The following is a 16098-nucleotide window of genomic DNA, read 5'->3' on the forward strand; positions in this document are numbered from 1 at the left end:
CGAGAAGCGATCGCCTTTCCAGCCACTTCCGCCATTTTAGGGATTGATTGACAATCTTTGTACAAATTCCTGATATTCTGGGGTAGCTATTCCTTCCTGTAACTTAGCTAAAACCTGCGCCATATTACCCGATAATAGCGCATTTACATCTAACCATAAACCTGGGAAAAATGTACTTTTCAGACAACCAGAATTATCTATCTGTTGTAGCTGATAGCGTCCTTCACAGAGTACATACCAGCGAAATTCTGACCCATCAACCAGCCAGACTAAATATTCCCTTACACCATTACGGCGATAGGCGTGTAGCTTATCGTGGAGGTCTTTTGAGGCGCTACTGGCTGCAATTTCTACAATCAATTCTGGCGGTCCTTCTATATAATCATCCTCACTAATGCGCGACTGTCCCCCCGCCGCCTCTTCGATACGCAATAAAGCATCTGGTTGCGGTTCATTATCCATGTCTAGGCGAACACTTGCGTTATCCGCCACTTGAGTCTCTGGTGTAGAAGCTGCATAAACTTGTAACCAAGTGATGATTTTGGCGTGAGGGTCGGCGTGTTGTCGGACCCTAACAGGGGATGTCATATAAACGACTCCTTCCACTAATTCAGCCTTTTTTATATCCGGTAGCAAACTATAGCGCCGCTCAAATTCTATCATCGATAAGCGATCGCCATTTTCCAAAGTTGGGAGAATTGTCTGAGAACCTGATGGAGTATAATTCATAACATCACCTAACCATTAAAGTTGTAAAAGTCTATTATTTATTATAGCTATCAGCGATCGCCTTTCCAGCCACTTCCGCCATTTTAGGGATTGATTGACAATCTTTGTACAAATTCCTGATATTCTGGGGTAGCTATTCCTTCCTGTAACTTAGCTAAAACCTGCGCCATATTACCCGATAATAGCGCATTTACATCTAACCATAAACCTGGGAAAAATGTACTTTTCAGACAACCAGAATTATCTATCTGTTGTAGCTGATAGCGTCCTTCACAGAGTACATACCAGCGAAATTCTGACTCATCAACCAGCCAGACTAAATATTCCCTTACACCATTACGGCGATAGGCGTGTAGCTTATCGTGGAGGTCTTTTGAGGCGCTACTGGCTGCAATTTCTACAATCAATTCTGGCGGTCCTTCTATATAATCATCCTCACTAATGCGCGACTGTCCCCCCCCCGCCTCTTCGATACGCAATAAAGCATCTGGTTGCGGTTCATTATCCATGTCTAGGCGAACACTGGTGTTGTCACAAACCATAATGTTAGGCGTAAAACTGCGGTAAAAAACCAGCCAACCCATAACATCACTATGAGGTTTTCCGTGTTGTCGGACCCTAACAGGGGATGTCATATAAACGACTCCTTCCACTAATTCAGCCTTTTTTATGTCCGGTAGCAAACTATAGCGCCGCTCAAATTCTATCATCGATAAGCGATCGCCATTTTCCAAAGTTGGGAGAATTGTCTGAGAACCTGATGGAGTATAATTCATAACATCACCTAACCATTAAAGTCTATTATTTATTATAGCTATGATAGCCGGATAATACCGCTTCATGAATTAGCAAATAGGTAATTTACCCGATCGCACAGCGTGTATATATTCACTACCAGAATCCGGCCATCCCCGCCGATACGAGGCTTCTCCTGGCTGTCCCCAACCCAATTGTAACAACATCTCTAAGAAATGGGATTTTTCCCACTTCCAAACACAAGCCCACTCAGTCCTTTGGGCGATCGCATCTATATCAGAACCCTTAATTTTGCGGTGATTTTTCCCACCATTCAGACTCAAATATAAATCCATATTTTGCGTCACCCGATACCAGAAATCAATCAACCTATCCTTAGCCTGTTTGAGAATTGCCAAATCTTCTGGTAAAGCAATCAGTTGTTCTCCAATCATCGGATAATCTAGGCTAATTTCTGCCACTTGTATCTGTCGCCACACAATCCCAGAAACCTGATTTTCCCGTTGATATTCATGAACCGCCGCCTTAAAATCCTGATAGGCGGTAAACTTCTGAATAGCATCAGGTTTCAAAAAGTGATCAATCACCGGATTTCCCACCCCAGGGGTCGCCTTTAAATTCAGTCTTTTACCGTTTAAACAAGCCCTTTTCTCCTCTTGCAAAATGTGTAGCAGTTCCTGTGTAGTATAAACTTTGGACATGGAAACTATCCCCTAAAAGGCAGCGGGAGGCAGCCCATAACAATTAGTAATTAACTATTAATTGACTCCTCCCGGAACTCCTGATTTACTAAGCAGACTGATTATCAATCACCTGATTTTCTTGGCGTAGATAGGCTTGAATAAACCCATCCAATTCACCATTCATCACATCATTAATAGCCGTCGTTTCCTCACCAGTCCGCAAATCTTTAACCATCTGATAGGGATGAAATACATAGTTGCGGATTTGATTTCCCCAAGCCGCCTCTACCAGGTCGCCGCGAATTTCTGCGATCGCCTGCGCCCTTTGTTCCTGCGCCACGACCAATAACTTAGCTTTCAGTAAAGCCATGGCTTTTTCCCGGTTTTGTAGTTGGCTACGTTCCTGCGTACAACGAACCGCTATCCCCGTGGGAATATGAACTATGCGGACCGCCGTTTCCACCTTATTGACATTCTGACCACCCTTTCCCCCAGCGCGAGACGTGGTAATTTCCAGGTCTTTTTCCGGGATATCTAAATTTATAGCCCCTTCATCCAGAATCGGCATGATTTCCACTCCCGCGAAACTGGTCTGGCGTTTACCATTGGCGTTAAATGGGGAAATTCTGACCAGGCGATGGGTTCCTTTTTCTGCCTTTAAATAGCCATAGGCGTAGGGTCCCTCCATTTCCAAAGTAGCAGATTTAATCCCCGCCTCGTCTCCTTCCGAAATTTCCGCCAGGTGGACCTTATAGCCTTGGGCTTCCCCCCAACGGGTGTACATTCGTAATAGCATTTCCGCCCAGTCTTGGGCATCCGTACCCCCCGCCCCAGCGTTAATGGTCAAAACCGCCCCACTGCGATCGTAGGGACCCGATAGCAGTTGCTGTAACTCCCAGCGATCGATATCCCGACCGAGATGGACTACATTAGACTCAGCCTCCTGTCGTAGGGACTCATCATCCTCTAACTCTAGTAACTCTGCGATCGCCCCAGTATCTTCCAGCGTCTTTCGCCAGTCCTGCTGTTGTTGCAAAACCGATTTAAGGTCACTCAAAGTCTGGAGCGTCTTTTGTGCCTGGGTTTGATCATCCCAAAAGTTCGGTTGAGCTGCTAATTGTTCCAAGTCTTGAATTTTGGCTTCAATGGCGGGTACGTCAAAGATACTCCTGGGTTTTACCCAGGCGGTCTGCCAACAATTCGATTTCTCGTTTAATCTCTGCCACTTCCATTGCGATCGTTACACACTCAGCACAGTATCTAGCGATTATAGCGCTATTTGCTAATCAGAAACAGTCAAAAACCCGGTAATGATGTCCCACAGACTCACTACCGGGTTGGTACGCCAATATGAATATATACCTAGTGATTTTTAGTAGATGCCTATTTTTTCCTGTGGGGGTCAGTTTACAAAACCCCCTCCGAACCGAAAACCAATCTTAGAACCTGCTCCTACACAGCCTGAATGTGACAAGTGATTTGGCGAATACAATAATCAACCCTGATATCTAATCTATCGCCTAGTTTTGGAAGCTCAGTCAAGATCTAAATTGTTCCTACTAACTAACGTCTAGTTTTTGCCAGAGATCGCTTTTTGACCAACCATCATACCGCCAACGGCTACCAAACCTAACAGCATTCCCGGTTCGGGAATTTCTGTCCGGCCGCCTGGTCTGCTGCTGGGGGTGTCGAACACATACAGAGTCGCATGAGACAAGCCAGGTCTTCCTGTTTCCCAGTTTAAATTCTCTAATTGGTCGATCCCGTCAAACAGATAAGCCGCAAAACCTGGACCACCTTTGATCACAAAGGCAAAAGTGGAATCTTTGAGGCTATCATCAAAAAACGTCAGAGTCCCTTTACCTTCACTGGTGCTGGCGATGGTGAAAAAGGCGTTCTCACCAGTGCTTCTATCAACTTTGTAGTCGTCTAGTCTAAAACCATCGATTACTGTTTGACCAAACATAGATTCAATGGCAGAAACATTGTCATTTCCACCACTATCTTGGCAAATGTAAGTTAATCCCGCAAACAAATTTTCTTGGCAAGTGGCAACGTTGCGAGGTTTTTGGGCCATGGCATCCGGTGCCAAGGTGGACACTAAGCCAGCGGCTAAAACTACGGAAGTTACTATATTTAATAATTTAACTTTCATCTTGGCTCTCCAAAAATCTAGGTGGGACTAGGCTGGAAACATGGCGCTTGTTTCCCTATCTGTTCACCATTATACCCAACACCACCAGAACCGTCCTCAGTGTTTGTACTGATTTACAGGATCTTTACATAATGCTCACACTTACTTTAAGTTTCTGTTAAGTAAAGTATCCGCTATCCAATCCTATCATTTATGGATGCAATACAGTTAATAATTGACGCTAATAGATATTATCAGTTTATTTAAACTTCTTTAATTGCGGAAATTCTAGTTATCCTAACTAACTATAGTCGTATTTTCTATGATTCCCGTGAACTTAACCCCTAGAGCCTGACTCTCCACAGAACCCCGAAAAGGAGATAACCCGGCAATTAGTCTTAAAGACCATAGCACCGGGTTATTGTCCCTAGTTTTTGAAGTTGAGTAGAGATGCTAATTCATCTAGCTTTTGCGAGAGATGGCTTTTTGACCAACCATCACACCACCAATGGCTACTAAACCTAACAGGGTTCCGGGTTCAGGAACTGGTATTGGGGGAATTGGGCTATCGAACACATACAGAGTCGCGTGAGACAGACCAGGGCCACCAGTTGACCAGCTTAAATCAGTTAGTTGGCTAATACCGTCAAACAGATAAGCTGCAAAACCGTTACCACCTTTGATCACAAAGGCAAAGGTAGAATTAGCCAGTGTGGAGTCGAGGAAGTTCATGGTCCCGACACCTTCACCAGTGCTGGTGATGTCGAAAACATTTGCGATCGCGCCACTGCTGTCATCAACTTTGAAATCGGCAATTACTTCTCGTTCAAATAGCGCTGCAATGCGAGTAGCATTGTCATTTCCAGCGGGTCCACCAGATTGTTCCCGACACTCTTCAAACAAGCCACCAAAAATATTATCTTGGCAAGTGGCAGCGTTGCCAGGTCTTTGGGCCATGGCATCGGGTGCAAAGGCGGACACTAAACCAGTGGCTAAAACTGCGGCTGTGGCAATATTTAAAAATCTAACTTTCATTTCCGTCCTCCAAAAATATAAATTTAACTAAGCACTAAACACGAGGTTAGCTGTTTCAATATAGTAATTATTATACACGAGATGACCCATTCTGTCTTCAGTGTTTCTACTGATTTATAGTATATTTACATAAGGTTTAGATGGGCTTTATAACTTTAGGGAAATTAACCCAAGATGATAAAATATTGTTAGCTGTAGACAACAAGTAATTAAGAATTGACTGTTTTTGATTATATGCAATTTTTTTTTGCGGGGGAAATTTTAGTGAGAGTAGCTAGATATGGTCCAATTTTCTACCATTGAGGTGAACTTAACCCCCTCAGTTTTACATCTTCGGAGAAGGTACCCTGGATCAGAACCCCAAAGTTACCTAATCCCATGGGGTCAATTAGGGAATGTAAAGCCTCCCGCCGCCGTAATACTTGGGAAATTTTTGGGCCTTCGGAAACGGTGGCTATACGATCGCCTAATCCCAAAGCCATCATAAATAAAGCCTGTTGGGTAAAGCCGATGGTTTGGAGTCCCAGCGATCGCCCTTTTTGCTGTAAGGCGGTAAAATCTACATGGGCGGTTATATCCTGTTCACCTATATATATATAGGGGTTATTATGATGGCGATGTTGATAGTAACATTGTAGGGTTCCTTCCCGGCGGGTCGGACTATAAAGGCGATCGGCACTATAGCCATAATCAATAGTTAGCACAAATCCCCGCCGCAATTTTCTAGCCACAGTTTCTACCCACCCCAAAGCGGCTAGATTAACCTCGGTTCGGTAGCCTTCGGGGTAAGCCTCCGATAATAAATCAATACCGACTAACCGAAAATAGTCAGCTAGTTGGGGGGTGGAAAGTTCCCCGACTACTTCGGCTAATTGGTAATCGGATTTTGACCCGGTAGTGGTTAGATAAATTTCCTGTAATTGATTATTCTGGCGGGTGACTAAATGCACCGGGAAAGCGTCGATTAATTCATTGGAGAAAAAACATCCGGTAATTGAATGGTTGGCAATTTCATCTAAATCACACCAACGGATTTGGGTAAAGGGTGCGCCCAATTGCTGAAAGCGCCGCTGTTGTTCGGTTTTTAGTCGCGTGGATTTTTCGGCGATCGCATAATCTAATACCCCGACAACTTGGGGATATTGTCCTTGCAGATAGCCGATAATATCCGCAGCTAAAATTCCTTGACCCGCCCCCATTTCCACTAAGGTAAACGGTTCCGGCTTTCCCAAAATTTCCCACATTTCTACTAACTGTTCAGCTAGTAACTCGCCAAAATCTGAACCTAGGTGAGGGGAAGTGAAAAAGTCCCCCTGTGCGCCTATTTGGGGGGAGTTATGGTTATAGTAGCCCTGTTTGGGGTCATAGAGTGCCATCTCCATATACTCCGCAAAAGTAATCCGATTTTGGGGATGGTTGCCAATTCGTTGACTAATGCGATCGACCAGGGTTACAGATACCATATATCACCAAAATTTCCGCCCACAACTTCCCATTATATCATAGAAATTTTCCCCAACCTAATGATTTATATGGTAGTGGAATAATCCCCGGAATAGGGGATTTCCTCCCCAATTTCCCCTAGTCTTCTATTACCAAGATATCCCCATATTTGGGAGGCTTTATTTTTCCGTTAAACTTGATTCCCATCATAATGGTCAATGCGGTTAACCTCCCCATTGGGGTGATGCTTTAGGTCAGCGACTGTGGGGGATTAATGGGAATAGCCCCGAGGTGGCTTTGTTTTTCCAGAACTTACCCCGGAGACTGTCACCCCCAAATTGACGATTTATTAAGTTTTTACCATGGCTTCTTGATGGTGCGATCGCCCTTTTTGTCCCTACAGTTCAAAAATGTGCTATCTTGGGGTTAACTATTTGTCCAAAATATCTACAGCTAATGGGTTCGGAGATGGAAATTTTCTCGGAGGTCGGCAATGGCACTACTTTTCAATTTAAATTAAATGTGCTAGTCCGAGAACATCACCCTAGGGACAATGGTGCTAAAACTTATCAAAATTATCAGCCAAAATTAGACGATTATCCTCGGGTAAATAATCGGCGTGGTCAACATCTGATTTTGATGGTTGAGGAGAATTATTATAATCGGCAATTACTCCACCAAATTCTATCACCTCATTTTGGAATTAATGCAAGCGGTGGCTACTCAACTTAGTTTTCCCCGGCCACAGGCTGGTCTTGATCAACAACTTAAACAAGCTAATTTTAAACTAGACCGTTTGGCGCGCTTAGATGGATTAACTCAGTTGGCAAACCGTGGCAATTTTCATGAATTTTGGTGGCGGGAGTGGCGGCGTATGCACCGGTAAAAGTTGCCTTTATCCTTGATTCTGTGTGATGTCGATTACTTGAAAAAATATAACGATACTTACGGACATTTAGCGGGTGATAATTGCTTAATTAGAGTAGCTCAAGCTATCCAAGAATCAGCTATGCGTCCGGGGGATTTGGTGGCTCGTTATGGGGGGGGAAGAGTTTGCCATTATTTGATCAAATACTAACTGCGAAGGTGCTATACAAGTGGCTATGCGAATCTAGGTGGCAATTCAACAATTAAATATTCCCCTGCCTCTCTGGTGAGCGATCGCATTACTGTTAGCCAGGGTATTTCTAGCATAATTCCATCTATTAATACCTCCCCGAACTGTTAAAATCCGCAGAGTCTGCCCTATATCAAGCTCAAGAAAAAAGCCGCAATACTTATATGGTATGCAAAATGGAACGGGGCTAATTCTTAATTATTCATTAACTTTTTGATAACCACTTGCTAGTTATAGTATGATAGGATAGTATAGTTATCAATTCAGGATAAATTAACTATGGATCAAGTTGCTAATTGGGACTGGAAAAAGCTACAAAATGGGTCGGATATTCGGGGAGTCGCCATAGCAGGTGTAGCCAATGAACCAGTTAACCTAACTCCTGAAATTGCCACTATCTTAGGTAAAGCCTTCGCGAGTTGGGTCAGCCAAAAACTGGGTAAAAATACCGCAGAATTAACTATGGCGGTAGGTAGAGATAGTCGTCTATCTGGACCTGTGCTAAGTCAAGCAGTTATGGAGGGAATTATATCCACTGGGGCTCAGGTTTATGATTTGGCGATCGCCTCAACTCCCGCCATGTTTATGAGTACCGTTACCCCCGGCTGGGAATGTGATGGCGCAATTATGTTAACCGCCAGCCACCTCCCCTTTAACCGTAATGGCTTAAAGTTTTTTACCCCCCAAGGAGGCTTAGGAAAGCCGGATATTTCCGAGATTTTGGAGTTAGCGAAACTCAACGATTTTGCCAAATCTCCCACCCCTGGTTCTATTATACAACATGATTTTATTTCTGTCTATGCCGAAGGATTAGTTAATACCATTCGCCAAGGTGTCAATCATCCCACCAACTTGGAACAGCCTTTAACTGGATTAAAAATAATCGTTGATGCTGGCAATGGTGCGGGGGGATTTTATGCCGAAAAAGTCTTAAAACCCCTAGGGGCTGATACCACAGGGAGCCAATTTTTAGACCCTGATGGCACATTCCCTAATCATGTTCCCAACCCGGAAAATCAAGCGGCTATGCAGTCAATTTGTCAAGCGGTTATTGACAATAAAGCCGATTTTGGGATTATTTTTGATACCGATGTAGATCGGGGTGCAGCCGTTGATCAGTTGGGGAAAGAACTTAACCGAAATCGCCTAATTGCCTTAATTTCGGCGATAGTTTTACGAGAACATCCCGGTTCTGCGATCGTCACTGATTCCATTACTTCCGATGGCTTAACTCATTTTATCGAGCAGGAATTAAAAGGGGTTCATCATCGCTTTAAGCGCGGTTACAAAAATGTAATTAATGAAGCCATACGACTTAATGAAAGCGGACAGGAATCTTGGCTGGCGATTGAAACTTCCGGTCATGGTGCTATGAAAGAGAACTACTTTTTAGATGATGGTGCATATTTAGTTAGCAAGCTGTTAATTGAACTAGCTAAAACCCACCTAAAAGGTAAATCTCTCACCGATTTAATTGCCAATTTACAGGAACCCGCCGAGAGTGAAGAAGTGCGGATCACTATTCAAAATGATGATTTTAAATCATTAGGTAATAACGTGATTGAAAAACTCACTCAGTTTGTCTCCCAACAAACCGACTGGGAAATTGTCCCCAAAAACTACGAGGGGGTTCGGGTTTCCTGTGGGTCCCCCGACGAGGATGGCTGGTTTTTATTGCGCCTATCCCTTCATGATCCGGTTTTACCGTTAAATATTGAATCAAATGTGGTCGGTGGCGTGGCGAAAATTGCTAACCGTTTATTAGGGTTTTTCCAAGGTATCGACTCCCTAGATATCTCGACATTTTCGGGAATTAAATAACTCTGATTTCCTGCGTCAGACCTATAGTGGCTGGCGCATTCCCCCCAACCCAGAAATTAACCGGATCTAGTATAATCAAGCTATGGCATGAATTACAGCCTATCTGTGTATAGATCCATATCATCAACCTAAGGATGCTTAAATCATGACTCCAGCTAAATCGGCAAATACTGCTGTTAATTATGATATAGAAAATGAAGTTTTAGAACGCTATAAAGCCGGGGCGAAAGATGTTCAGCCTTCCCTGTGTTGTCCGACATCATATAATGGTAATTATCTGGAGATTTTGCCATCAGAAATTATTGAGAAAGACTATGGCTGTGGCGACCCCACCCAATATATTAATTCTGGGGAAGTGGTGGTAGATTTGGGGTCTGGTGCTGGCAAAAATTGCTATATTATCGCCCAAAAAGTCGGCAAAGATGGGCGAGTAATTGGGGTTGATTTTAATGATGATATGCTGGCGCTTTCCCGTAAGTATCAAGATGAAATTGCCGATAAGTTGGGCTATAAAAATACTGAGTTTGTTAAGGGAAAAATCCAGGATTTGGGGCTAAATTTGGCTATGGTGCAAACCTGGTTAAATGATAATCCTATTACCTCCATAGAAGATGTATCCCGGTTTGAGGCAATGTGCGATCGCCTCCGCCAAAACCAGCCTTTAATCCCTGATGCAACTGTGGATGTAGTCGTGTCTAACTGCGTGCTTAACCTAGTTAAATCTCAGGATAAAGTGAAACTATTTACGGAGATTTACCGAGTCTTAAAAGTCGGAGGAAGGGCGGTTATTTCTGATATTGTGTGTGACGAACCCCCCACCGAAACAATTATCAACGACCCCGAATTGTGGAGTGGTTGCATTGCTGGCGCTTTTCAAGAACACGAATTTTTACAAATGTTTGAAAATGCCGGATTTTATGGGGTCGAAATCTTAACCCGTCAGACCGAACCTTGGCAGGTAATTGATGGCATTGAATTTCGGTCTGTCACAGTTTGCGCCTACAAAGGGAAAGAAGGTCCTTGTTTAGAACGCCATCAAGCAGTAATTTATAAAGGACCTTGGAAACAGGTAGTTGATGATGATGGTCATACCCTTTATCGAGGTCAACCTATGGCAGTTTGTGATAAAACCTTTAACATCTATACTAGGAGTCCCTACAGTGACGATATTATCCCCATTCCTCCCTATCAAAATATTGATCTAAAGGATGCTAAAGAATTTGATTGTCGGCAAAATGCCATCCGCGACCCTAAACTAACTAAAGGTGAGAATTACCACGTCACTAATATTAATAACGACGAGTCTTGTTGTTCTCCATCAAGTTGTTGTTAGGGTCTGATTATCAGCTATTTGATTAGAGAAACTCCCATACTACTACGCGATCGCGTCCTTGGTTTTTTGCCAGATATAAAGCATCATCAGCCAGTCTCAGTAAATCATCTAAAGTTTGGGCGTGTTCTGGGAAACTAGCCACCCCAAAAGAAGCCGTAATTTGACCGAGATCTCGGTTGTGGTGTTGCCGTTTTAATCCGCGAATTCCCTCACATAAAAACTGGGCGCGATCGCTCGCTATTTCTAGGGTAGTGTCTGGCAAAATTAACGTCATTTCTTCCCCCCCATAACGGCAAGCCGTATCAGAACTTCTGATATTTGTTTGGATGAAATGAGCAATTTCTTGCAAAACTAAGTCCCCAGCTTCATGACCAAACGTATCATTGAAGTGTTTAAAATGGTCAATATCTATCATGATAATACATAAGGGTTGATTTTTGCGGTGAGCCTTGGCTAAGGCTTGATTGAGCGTTTCTTGCAGATAGCGACGGTTAAAGAGTCCAGTCAAAGGATCTCGGATACTTTCTAGGCGTAATTGTTCCTGAAGTTTCAAGTTGAATAAAGCCAAAGATAACTGATCAGCAACAGTGCGCCCTAGTTGTTCGGAAGACTCCATATTAACTAAAGACGATTCAGTAATCATGTATAATAATCCCCAAATTTTGGTTTTGGCAATTAGGGGAATACATAAAGAATGTTTAGGTAGCAGTTCAGAATTTATATGATTACAAAATAAACCCGATTGCTGGTCACTGGCGGTATGAATTTTTCCCCTTCGTAACGTCCAACAATCTTTGAAAGGAAATTTTATCTCCTGATGTGGGAGTTCACCAAATGTAGAAACCGCTTCTAAATCCGATTCCGGGCTATCAGGATCTATTACCAATACCGCCCCAGCAAAATCGGGAAAAAGCTGTTTCAGAAATTCCGAAATCGCCCCATATCCCTCCTCAACTGCATCGCAGGCTTGCAGAAATTCAATCATTTTTCGGACAATTTCCATTTCCCGATTTTTTTGCTTGAGATGCTGATAAGTAGTGTGTAATATTTCTTCGGTTTGTTTGCGATCGGTGAAATCTGTCGCCGTCCCTAAAATTTCTTGAACCCGTCCATCTGAATGGCGACTAAAAACGAGATCCCGACTCAGTAACCAACGCCATTCTCCATTTGCTTTTTGAACGCGATATTCTACGGTATATATTTGACCATCTTGTGCTTTGGACATATCTTGAAAGTGTTTTTCGACGATGGGTAAATCTTCAGGATGGATAATTTCATAGAGTAAAGTGCCTCCGGTTTCTTGAATTTGTTGGTAGGTGTATCCGAGGATATCTTGAATATTGCGATTGATATAAACATTGCGCTTTTTGATGATGTCGAATATATACAAAATATTGGGGATATAATCAGTAACTTTCTGAATAAATGTTTTACTGTTTTGGAGTTGTTCAAGCATGAGTTTTCGGGAGGTAATATCTTCGGCAATTCCCGCCCAACGATAGATTTTTCCTGATTTATCAGTGACTGGAAAAACCCGCGCTGCTACCCATCTAATTGTACTATCAGGGCGAATAATTCTGTATTCCTCATCAAAAACCAACTTATCCTGAAACTGGCGCTGATATGCTTCTATCACCCGCTGTAGATCTTCTGGATGTACAGAATTAATCCAATGTTGAGGGTTTTCGTAGAGACTGGCGCAACTTTGCCCCCAAATTTTCTCGTAGGCAGGATTAATATACAGAATTGTTTGACCATCAAAAGATGTCATAAAAAACACTTCTCGCACTGTTTCAGCAATTTGACGGAATTTTTCCTCGCTTTCTTGGAGGGCAATTTCTGTCTCTTTCTTGTCAGTAATATTAATCATAACTCCCTGGAGGAATGTGGGGTTGCCTTGGTCATCGAGGACAACTTGGCCGTTATCACGCACCCAGACCACATTTCCCGATCGCGAAAACATCCGATATTCAACACTAAAGCCTTGATTTTCTTCGATACCTTGACGGATTTCCTCCAACAGGCGATCGCGATCTTCTGGATGCACTAACTCCAGCCAATCCTTACTATTTTTTAACCACTCACTGGCTGAAATACCCAGCAAACGCTCAATTTGAGGACTAATATAAAGTATGCTCAATTTGTCATCTAAATTAGCCGTATAGGTAGCCGCTGGCATTTGTTCAATCAGACGGCGATATTTAGCCTCAGAAGCACTTAAAGCCATCTCTGCTTGTCTTTTTTCGGTGATATCAATTACCGAGCCAAATAAGCGTAATGGTTGCCATTCTGCATCATGTTCAACCCCTCCCATACCTTGAATATAACGAATTTCTCCACTGGGACGAACCAGACGATATTCTGTATAAAAAGGTTCTCCCAAGGTTAACGATCGCTCCGTATCTTCCGCGTGGCGATCGCGATCATCCGGGTGCATTTTTTCTCGTAATTCTGCTAAAGTAGGTTCCCCTTGGGTCGGGTCCATGCCATAAATCCGGAACACCTCTTCTGACCAAGTAATTTTACCCGAACTTACATTATATTCCCAAGTGCCAATCCCAGCTATTTTTTGAGAGTTGAGCAAATCTTGAGTAATTTTATATAATTGATATTCGGTTTTTTTGGCTTGGGTAATATCCTCAGCAATGTAGCAAAACCTCAACTTGTCTAAGCCGGAATTTAGGATAGGCGAAACCGTAACCGATAAGTGATGTTCCCCATCATTTAGGGTGTGAATATACTCAAATTTAATCGGTTTCCCAAGCTGTTGACTTTCCCGATAATGTTGACACCATAACTCAATAATTGAGGCGGGTACACCCATTTCACTACACCGGGCATTTTTCAGAGCTTCAGGACTCACACCCCAAAATTCAGCCGTTGCATTATTACTAAAAATGTGGATAATATCCCCATCTAGGAGTTCTACTACACCCATCATCATGCTGGTGCTATTATAGAAACTATACAAGATCGCCTCTCGTTCCGCTGCTGCTATTTCTGCTTGTTTGCGATCGCTAATATCAAAACCATAGCCCACCACTTCTCTGGGTTTTCCCGCCGCATCTAATACTAACCTTAGATGTTCTTGCATCCAGCGATAACTACCATCCCCATGGCGAAAACGATATTCATAAAAAGATGTCCCCTTCGTCAAAACCTCACGAACTTTAGACCAGGCAAAATCTCGGTCTTCTGGATGAACTCTCTCTTCCCAAAACTCGACACTTTCTTGGAATTCTTTTTGAGTATATCCCAGGACATTTGGCACATTACTACTAATGAATGTCACCCGCAGAGTTTCCGGGTCACAGCTATAGATAATTGCCAAACTTGAATTAAGTAAATCATTCAATCTTTCTTGAGAAAAGATTAGCTGTTTTTGAATCTGATTTACCTGATTAATTTCCAGTTCTAGTTGATGTTTACTCTCCGCAATTTCAGAGGTTTTTGACTCTACTTGTTCTTCCAGGGATGATGCTAATTGGCGATAGGCTTCCTTCTGGGATTCTAACTCAATTCCTGACCGTCTCCGTTCGGTAATATCTTCTCCCGTGCCGATAATATATTCCACTTGCCCATCATCATCACATAAAATTGTATTAGACCAGGCAATTAAACGGCGATCGCCTGTTTTCGTCACCCAATAATTTTCATGATAACTGGGAAAATTCCCCGCTGTTAAATCCGCAAACCCCTTTTTTACGCTGTTCACTTCTTCAGGAACTAATAAAATCTCCCAAAACGGTCGATCTTGAACTTCTTGCCCAGAATATCCCGTAATTTTCACACAGGCTTGATTAAATTTGACGATGTAACCTTGGGTATTTAAAACCACAATTAAAGCCGGAACCGTATCTAAGATAGCCTCGGTAAAATCTCGCTGTTTTTGCAGTTCTTCGCGAGTCTGATGGTGGTCATTTTGCATCTGTTTGATCCGTTCACCTTGTAATTTATTAACCTGCTGTTGTAGGGCTTCAATGGTATTATAAAGTTCCAGGGGATTAAGAGTTTGCAGTAAACTGGTTTGAGTCAAAATACCCACTAATTGCTGTTGTTCATCACACACCACTAACCGACGGACTCCCCGTTGCTGCATTTGTTCATGGGCTACCCATAAATTTTCTGTGGGGTGCAAACACCATAGGGGGCTACTCATAATGTCAGCCGCCATCATCCGATCAAAATTAAGATCCAGGGCTGAACACTTGACAATATATCTTTCTGTGACTATTCCCACAGGATGGCACAGGAAACTATCCCCGATTTTGGGTTCAGCAATGACCACACAACTAACCCGATATTCCGCCATCAATTGAGCCAGATGTAAAATAGAAGCGTTAGGGGTAGCATGGATCACGTCTCGCGTCATGGCTTCGGCGACTTGACGTAATTTGAACAAATCCCCTGGTTGCAAACACTCGCGCAGGGTTTGTGTGGAAATTAATCCCACCAGCTCACCAGTTTTCGACAAAACCGGAAGATGGCGAATCTGATGTTGACGCATCAGGGTAATAGCAGTAAAAATGTCTTGATGGGGTTCTATTGATAGGGTGACTAGATCGCGAGTCATCACCGCCGCTAAGGTTAAATGGTCAAAGCTGCGATATTGGGTAGCCAGGCGCACGAGATCCCTTTCCGTAATTAAACCGACCAGTTTTCCCTGTTCTACGGCCAGGACGCAACTTTTCCGGTGTGGCTGGGTTTCCCTGTCAGAGTCACTTTTTGGCTGTGGGCTGATCATGGAGATGACCCCCATTAAGGGAGTTTCAGGAGAAGCCGTCAGTGGGTGTCGATCAATTGCCTTATATAACGGCAAATTCGAGAACAGTAGATCTTGGCTAATCATTAGCTTAGTTAGGAGATGGTGAATAGGGATTGATTCTGTGGCACTGGCATCAAATACATTATCCCATGGGCGAATAGCCGGAAACAAAACTAAGAAAGCCGAGGGTGTGATAGCTATTCTAGGTAACACAACCAGACTATGTGGGTGGCTGTTGGCAATTAGAGGTAGGATTGTAGTTAGGTTATTTTGACAGTCTTT

At 43.1% G+C, this 16098-nt stretch carries 13 protein-coding genes; 5 read left to right on the plus strand and 8 right to left on the minus strand.

Translation table 11 applies throughout. The features are described 5' to 3' along the window. Nucleotides 1-36: 36 nt before the first annotated feature. The 7 genes from HFV01_RS16120 to HFV01_RS16150 form a co-directional block, all read right to left on the minus strand. Nucleotides 37-729 (minus strand): Uma2 family endonuclease, encoded by a 693-nt coding sequence (locus HFV01_RS16120; RefSeq protein ID WP_006626194.1) that lies wholly within the window; start codon nucleotides 727-729, stop codon nucleotides 37-39. Nucleotides 730-812: 83 nt separating this feature from the next. Next, the gene (locus HFV01_RS16125; protein ID WP_193520209.1) at nucleotides 813-1505 is read right to left on the minus strand and encodes a Uma2 family endonuclease; all 693 of its coding nucleotides are present in this window, start codon (nucleotides 1503-1505) and stop codon (nucleotides 813-815) included. A 69-nt stretch (nucleotides 1506-1574) separates the two neighbouring features. Continuing rightward, the gene (locus HFV01_RS16130; RefSeq protein WP_046321263.1) at nucleotides 1575-2186 is read right to left on the minus strand and encodes a hypothetical protein; all 612 of its coding nucleotides are present in this window, start codon (nucleotides 2184-2186) and stop codon (nucleotides 1575-1577) included. 88 nt (nucleotides 2187-2274) lie between these two features. Further along, nucleotides 2275-3400, minus strand: a protein-coding gene (gene prfB / locus HFV01_RS16135; protein WP_108614951.1) for a peptide chain release factor 2 whose coding sequence is annotated in 2 segments (ribosomal slippage) — nucleotides 2275-3327 and nucleotides 3329-3400 — 1125 coding nt in all. Because the reading frame shifts where the segments join, the coding sequence is not laid out codon by codon here. Nucleotides 3401-3738: 338 nt separating this feature from the next. Beyond that, a complete protein-coding gene (locus tag HFV01_RS16140; protein ID WP_193520210.1) occupies nucleotides 3739-4323 on the minus strand; it encodes a PEP-CTERM sorting domain-containing protein in 585 nt (194 codons plus the stop codon). Nucleotides 4324-4764: 441 nt separating this feature from the next. Continuing rightward, the gene (locus HFV01_RS16145; protein WP_193520211.1) at nucleotides 4765-5337 is read right to left on the minus strand and encodes a PEP-CTERM sorting domain-containing protein; all 573 of its coding nucleotides are present in this window, start codon (nucleotides 5335-5337) and stop codon (nucleotides 4765-4767) included. Nucleotides 5338-5630: 293 nt separating this feature from the next. Further along, nucleotides 5631-6800, minus strand: a complete 1170-nt coding sequence (locus HFV01_RS16150) for a class I SAM-dependent methyltransferase (protein WP_006670448.1) — start codon at nucleotides 6798-6800, stop codon at nucleotides 5631-5633. Between the two features lie 400 nt (nucleotides 6801-7200). Here HFV01_RS16150 and HFV01_RS16155 point away from each other — a divergent pair, with 400 nt between their 5' ends. The 5 genes from HFV01_RS16155 (at nucleotide 7201) to HFV01_RS16170 (ending at nucleotide 11051) form a co-directional block, all read left to right on the plus strand. Beyond that, nucleotides 7201-7512, plus strand: coding sequence for an ATP-binding protein (locus HFV01_RS16155; protein WP_008050109.1), 312 nt, complete (start codon nucleotides 7201-7203; stop codon nucleotides 7510-7512). After that, the gene (locus HFV01_RS30815; RefSeq protein WP_006670450.1) at nucleotides 7487-7666 is read left to right on the plus strand and encodes a hypothetical protein; all 180 of its coding nucleotides are present in this window, start codon (nucleotides 7487-7489) and stop codon (nucleotides 7664-7666) included. Before HFV01_RS16155 ends, HFV01_RS30815 begins: the two co-directional genes overlap by 26 nt. A gap of 15 nt (nucleotides 7667-7681) precedes the next feature. Then, the gene (locus HFV01_RS30820; protein ID WP_318285766.1) at nucleotides 7682-7858 is read left to right on the plus strand and encodes a diguanylate cyclase domain-containing protein; all 177 of its coding nucleotides are present in this window, start codon (nucleotides 7682-7684) and stop codon (nucleotides 7856-7858) included. A gap of 318 nt (nucleotides 7859-8176) precedes the next feature. After that, nucleotides 8177-9718, plus strand: a complete 1542-nt coding sequence (locus HFV01_RS16165) for a phosphomannomutase/phosphoglucomutase (protein WP_006626204.1) — start codon at nucleotides 8177-8179, stop codon at nucleotides 9716-9718. A gap of 145 nt (nucleotides 9719-9863) precedes the next feature. Further along, entirely contained in the window at nucleotides 9864-11051 is a 1188-nt protein-coding gene (locus HFV01_RS16170; RefSeq protein WP_111890933.1) for a DUF8838 domain-containing protein, read from the plus strand. A 22-nt stretch (nucleotides 11052-11073) separates the two neighbouring features. Here HFV01_RS16170 and HFV01_RS16175 read toward each other — a convergent pair whose 3' ends face one another. Then, nucleotides 11074-16029: a PAS domain-containing protein gene (locus HFV01_RS16175; protein WP_193520212.1), complete on the minus strand. Its 4956-nt coding sequence runs from the start codon at nucleotides 16027-16029 to the stop codon at nucleotides 11074-11076. Between the last annotated feature and the right edge of the window lie 69 nt (nucleotides 16030-16098).

The sequence above is a fragment of the Limnospira fusiformis SAG 85.79 genome (genome assembly GCF_012516315.1).
Lineage (GTDB): Bacteria > Cyanobacteriota > Cyanobacteriia > Cyanobacteriales > Microcoleaceae > Limnospira > Limnospira fusiformis.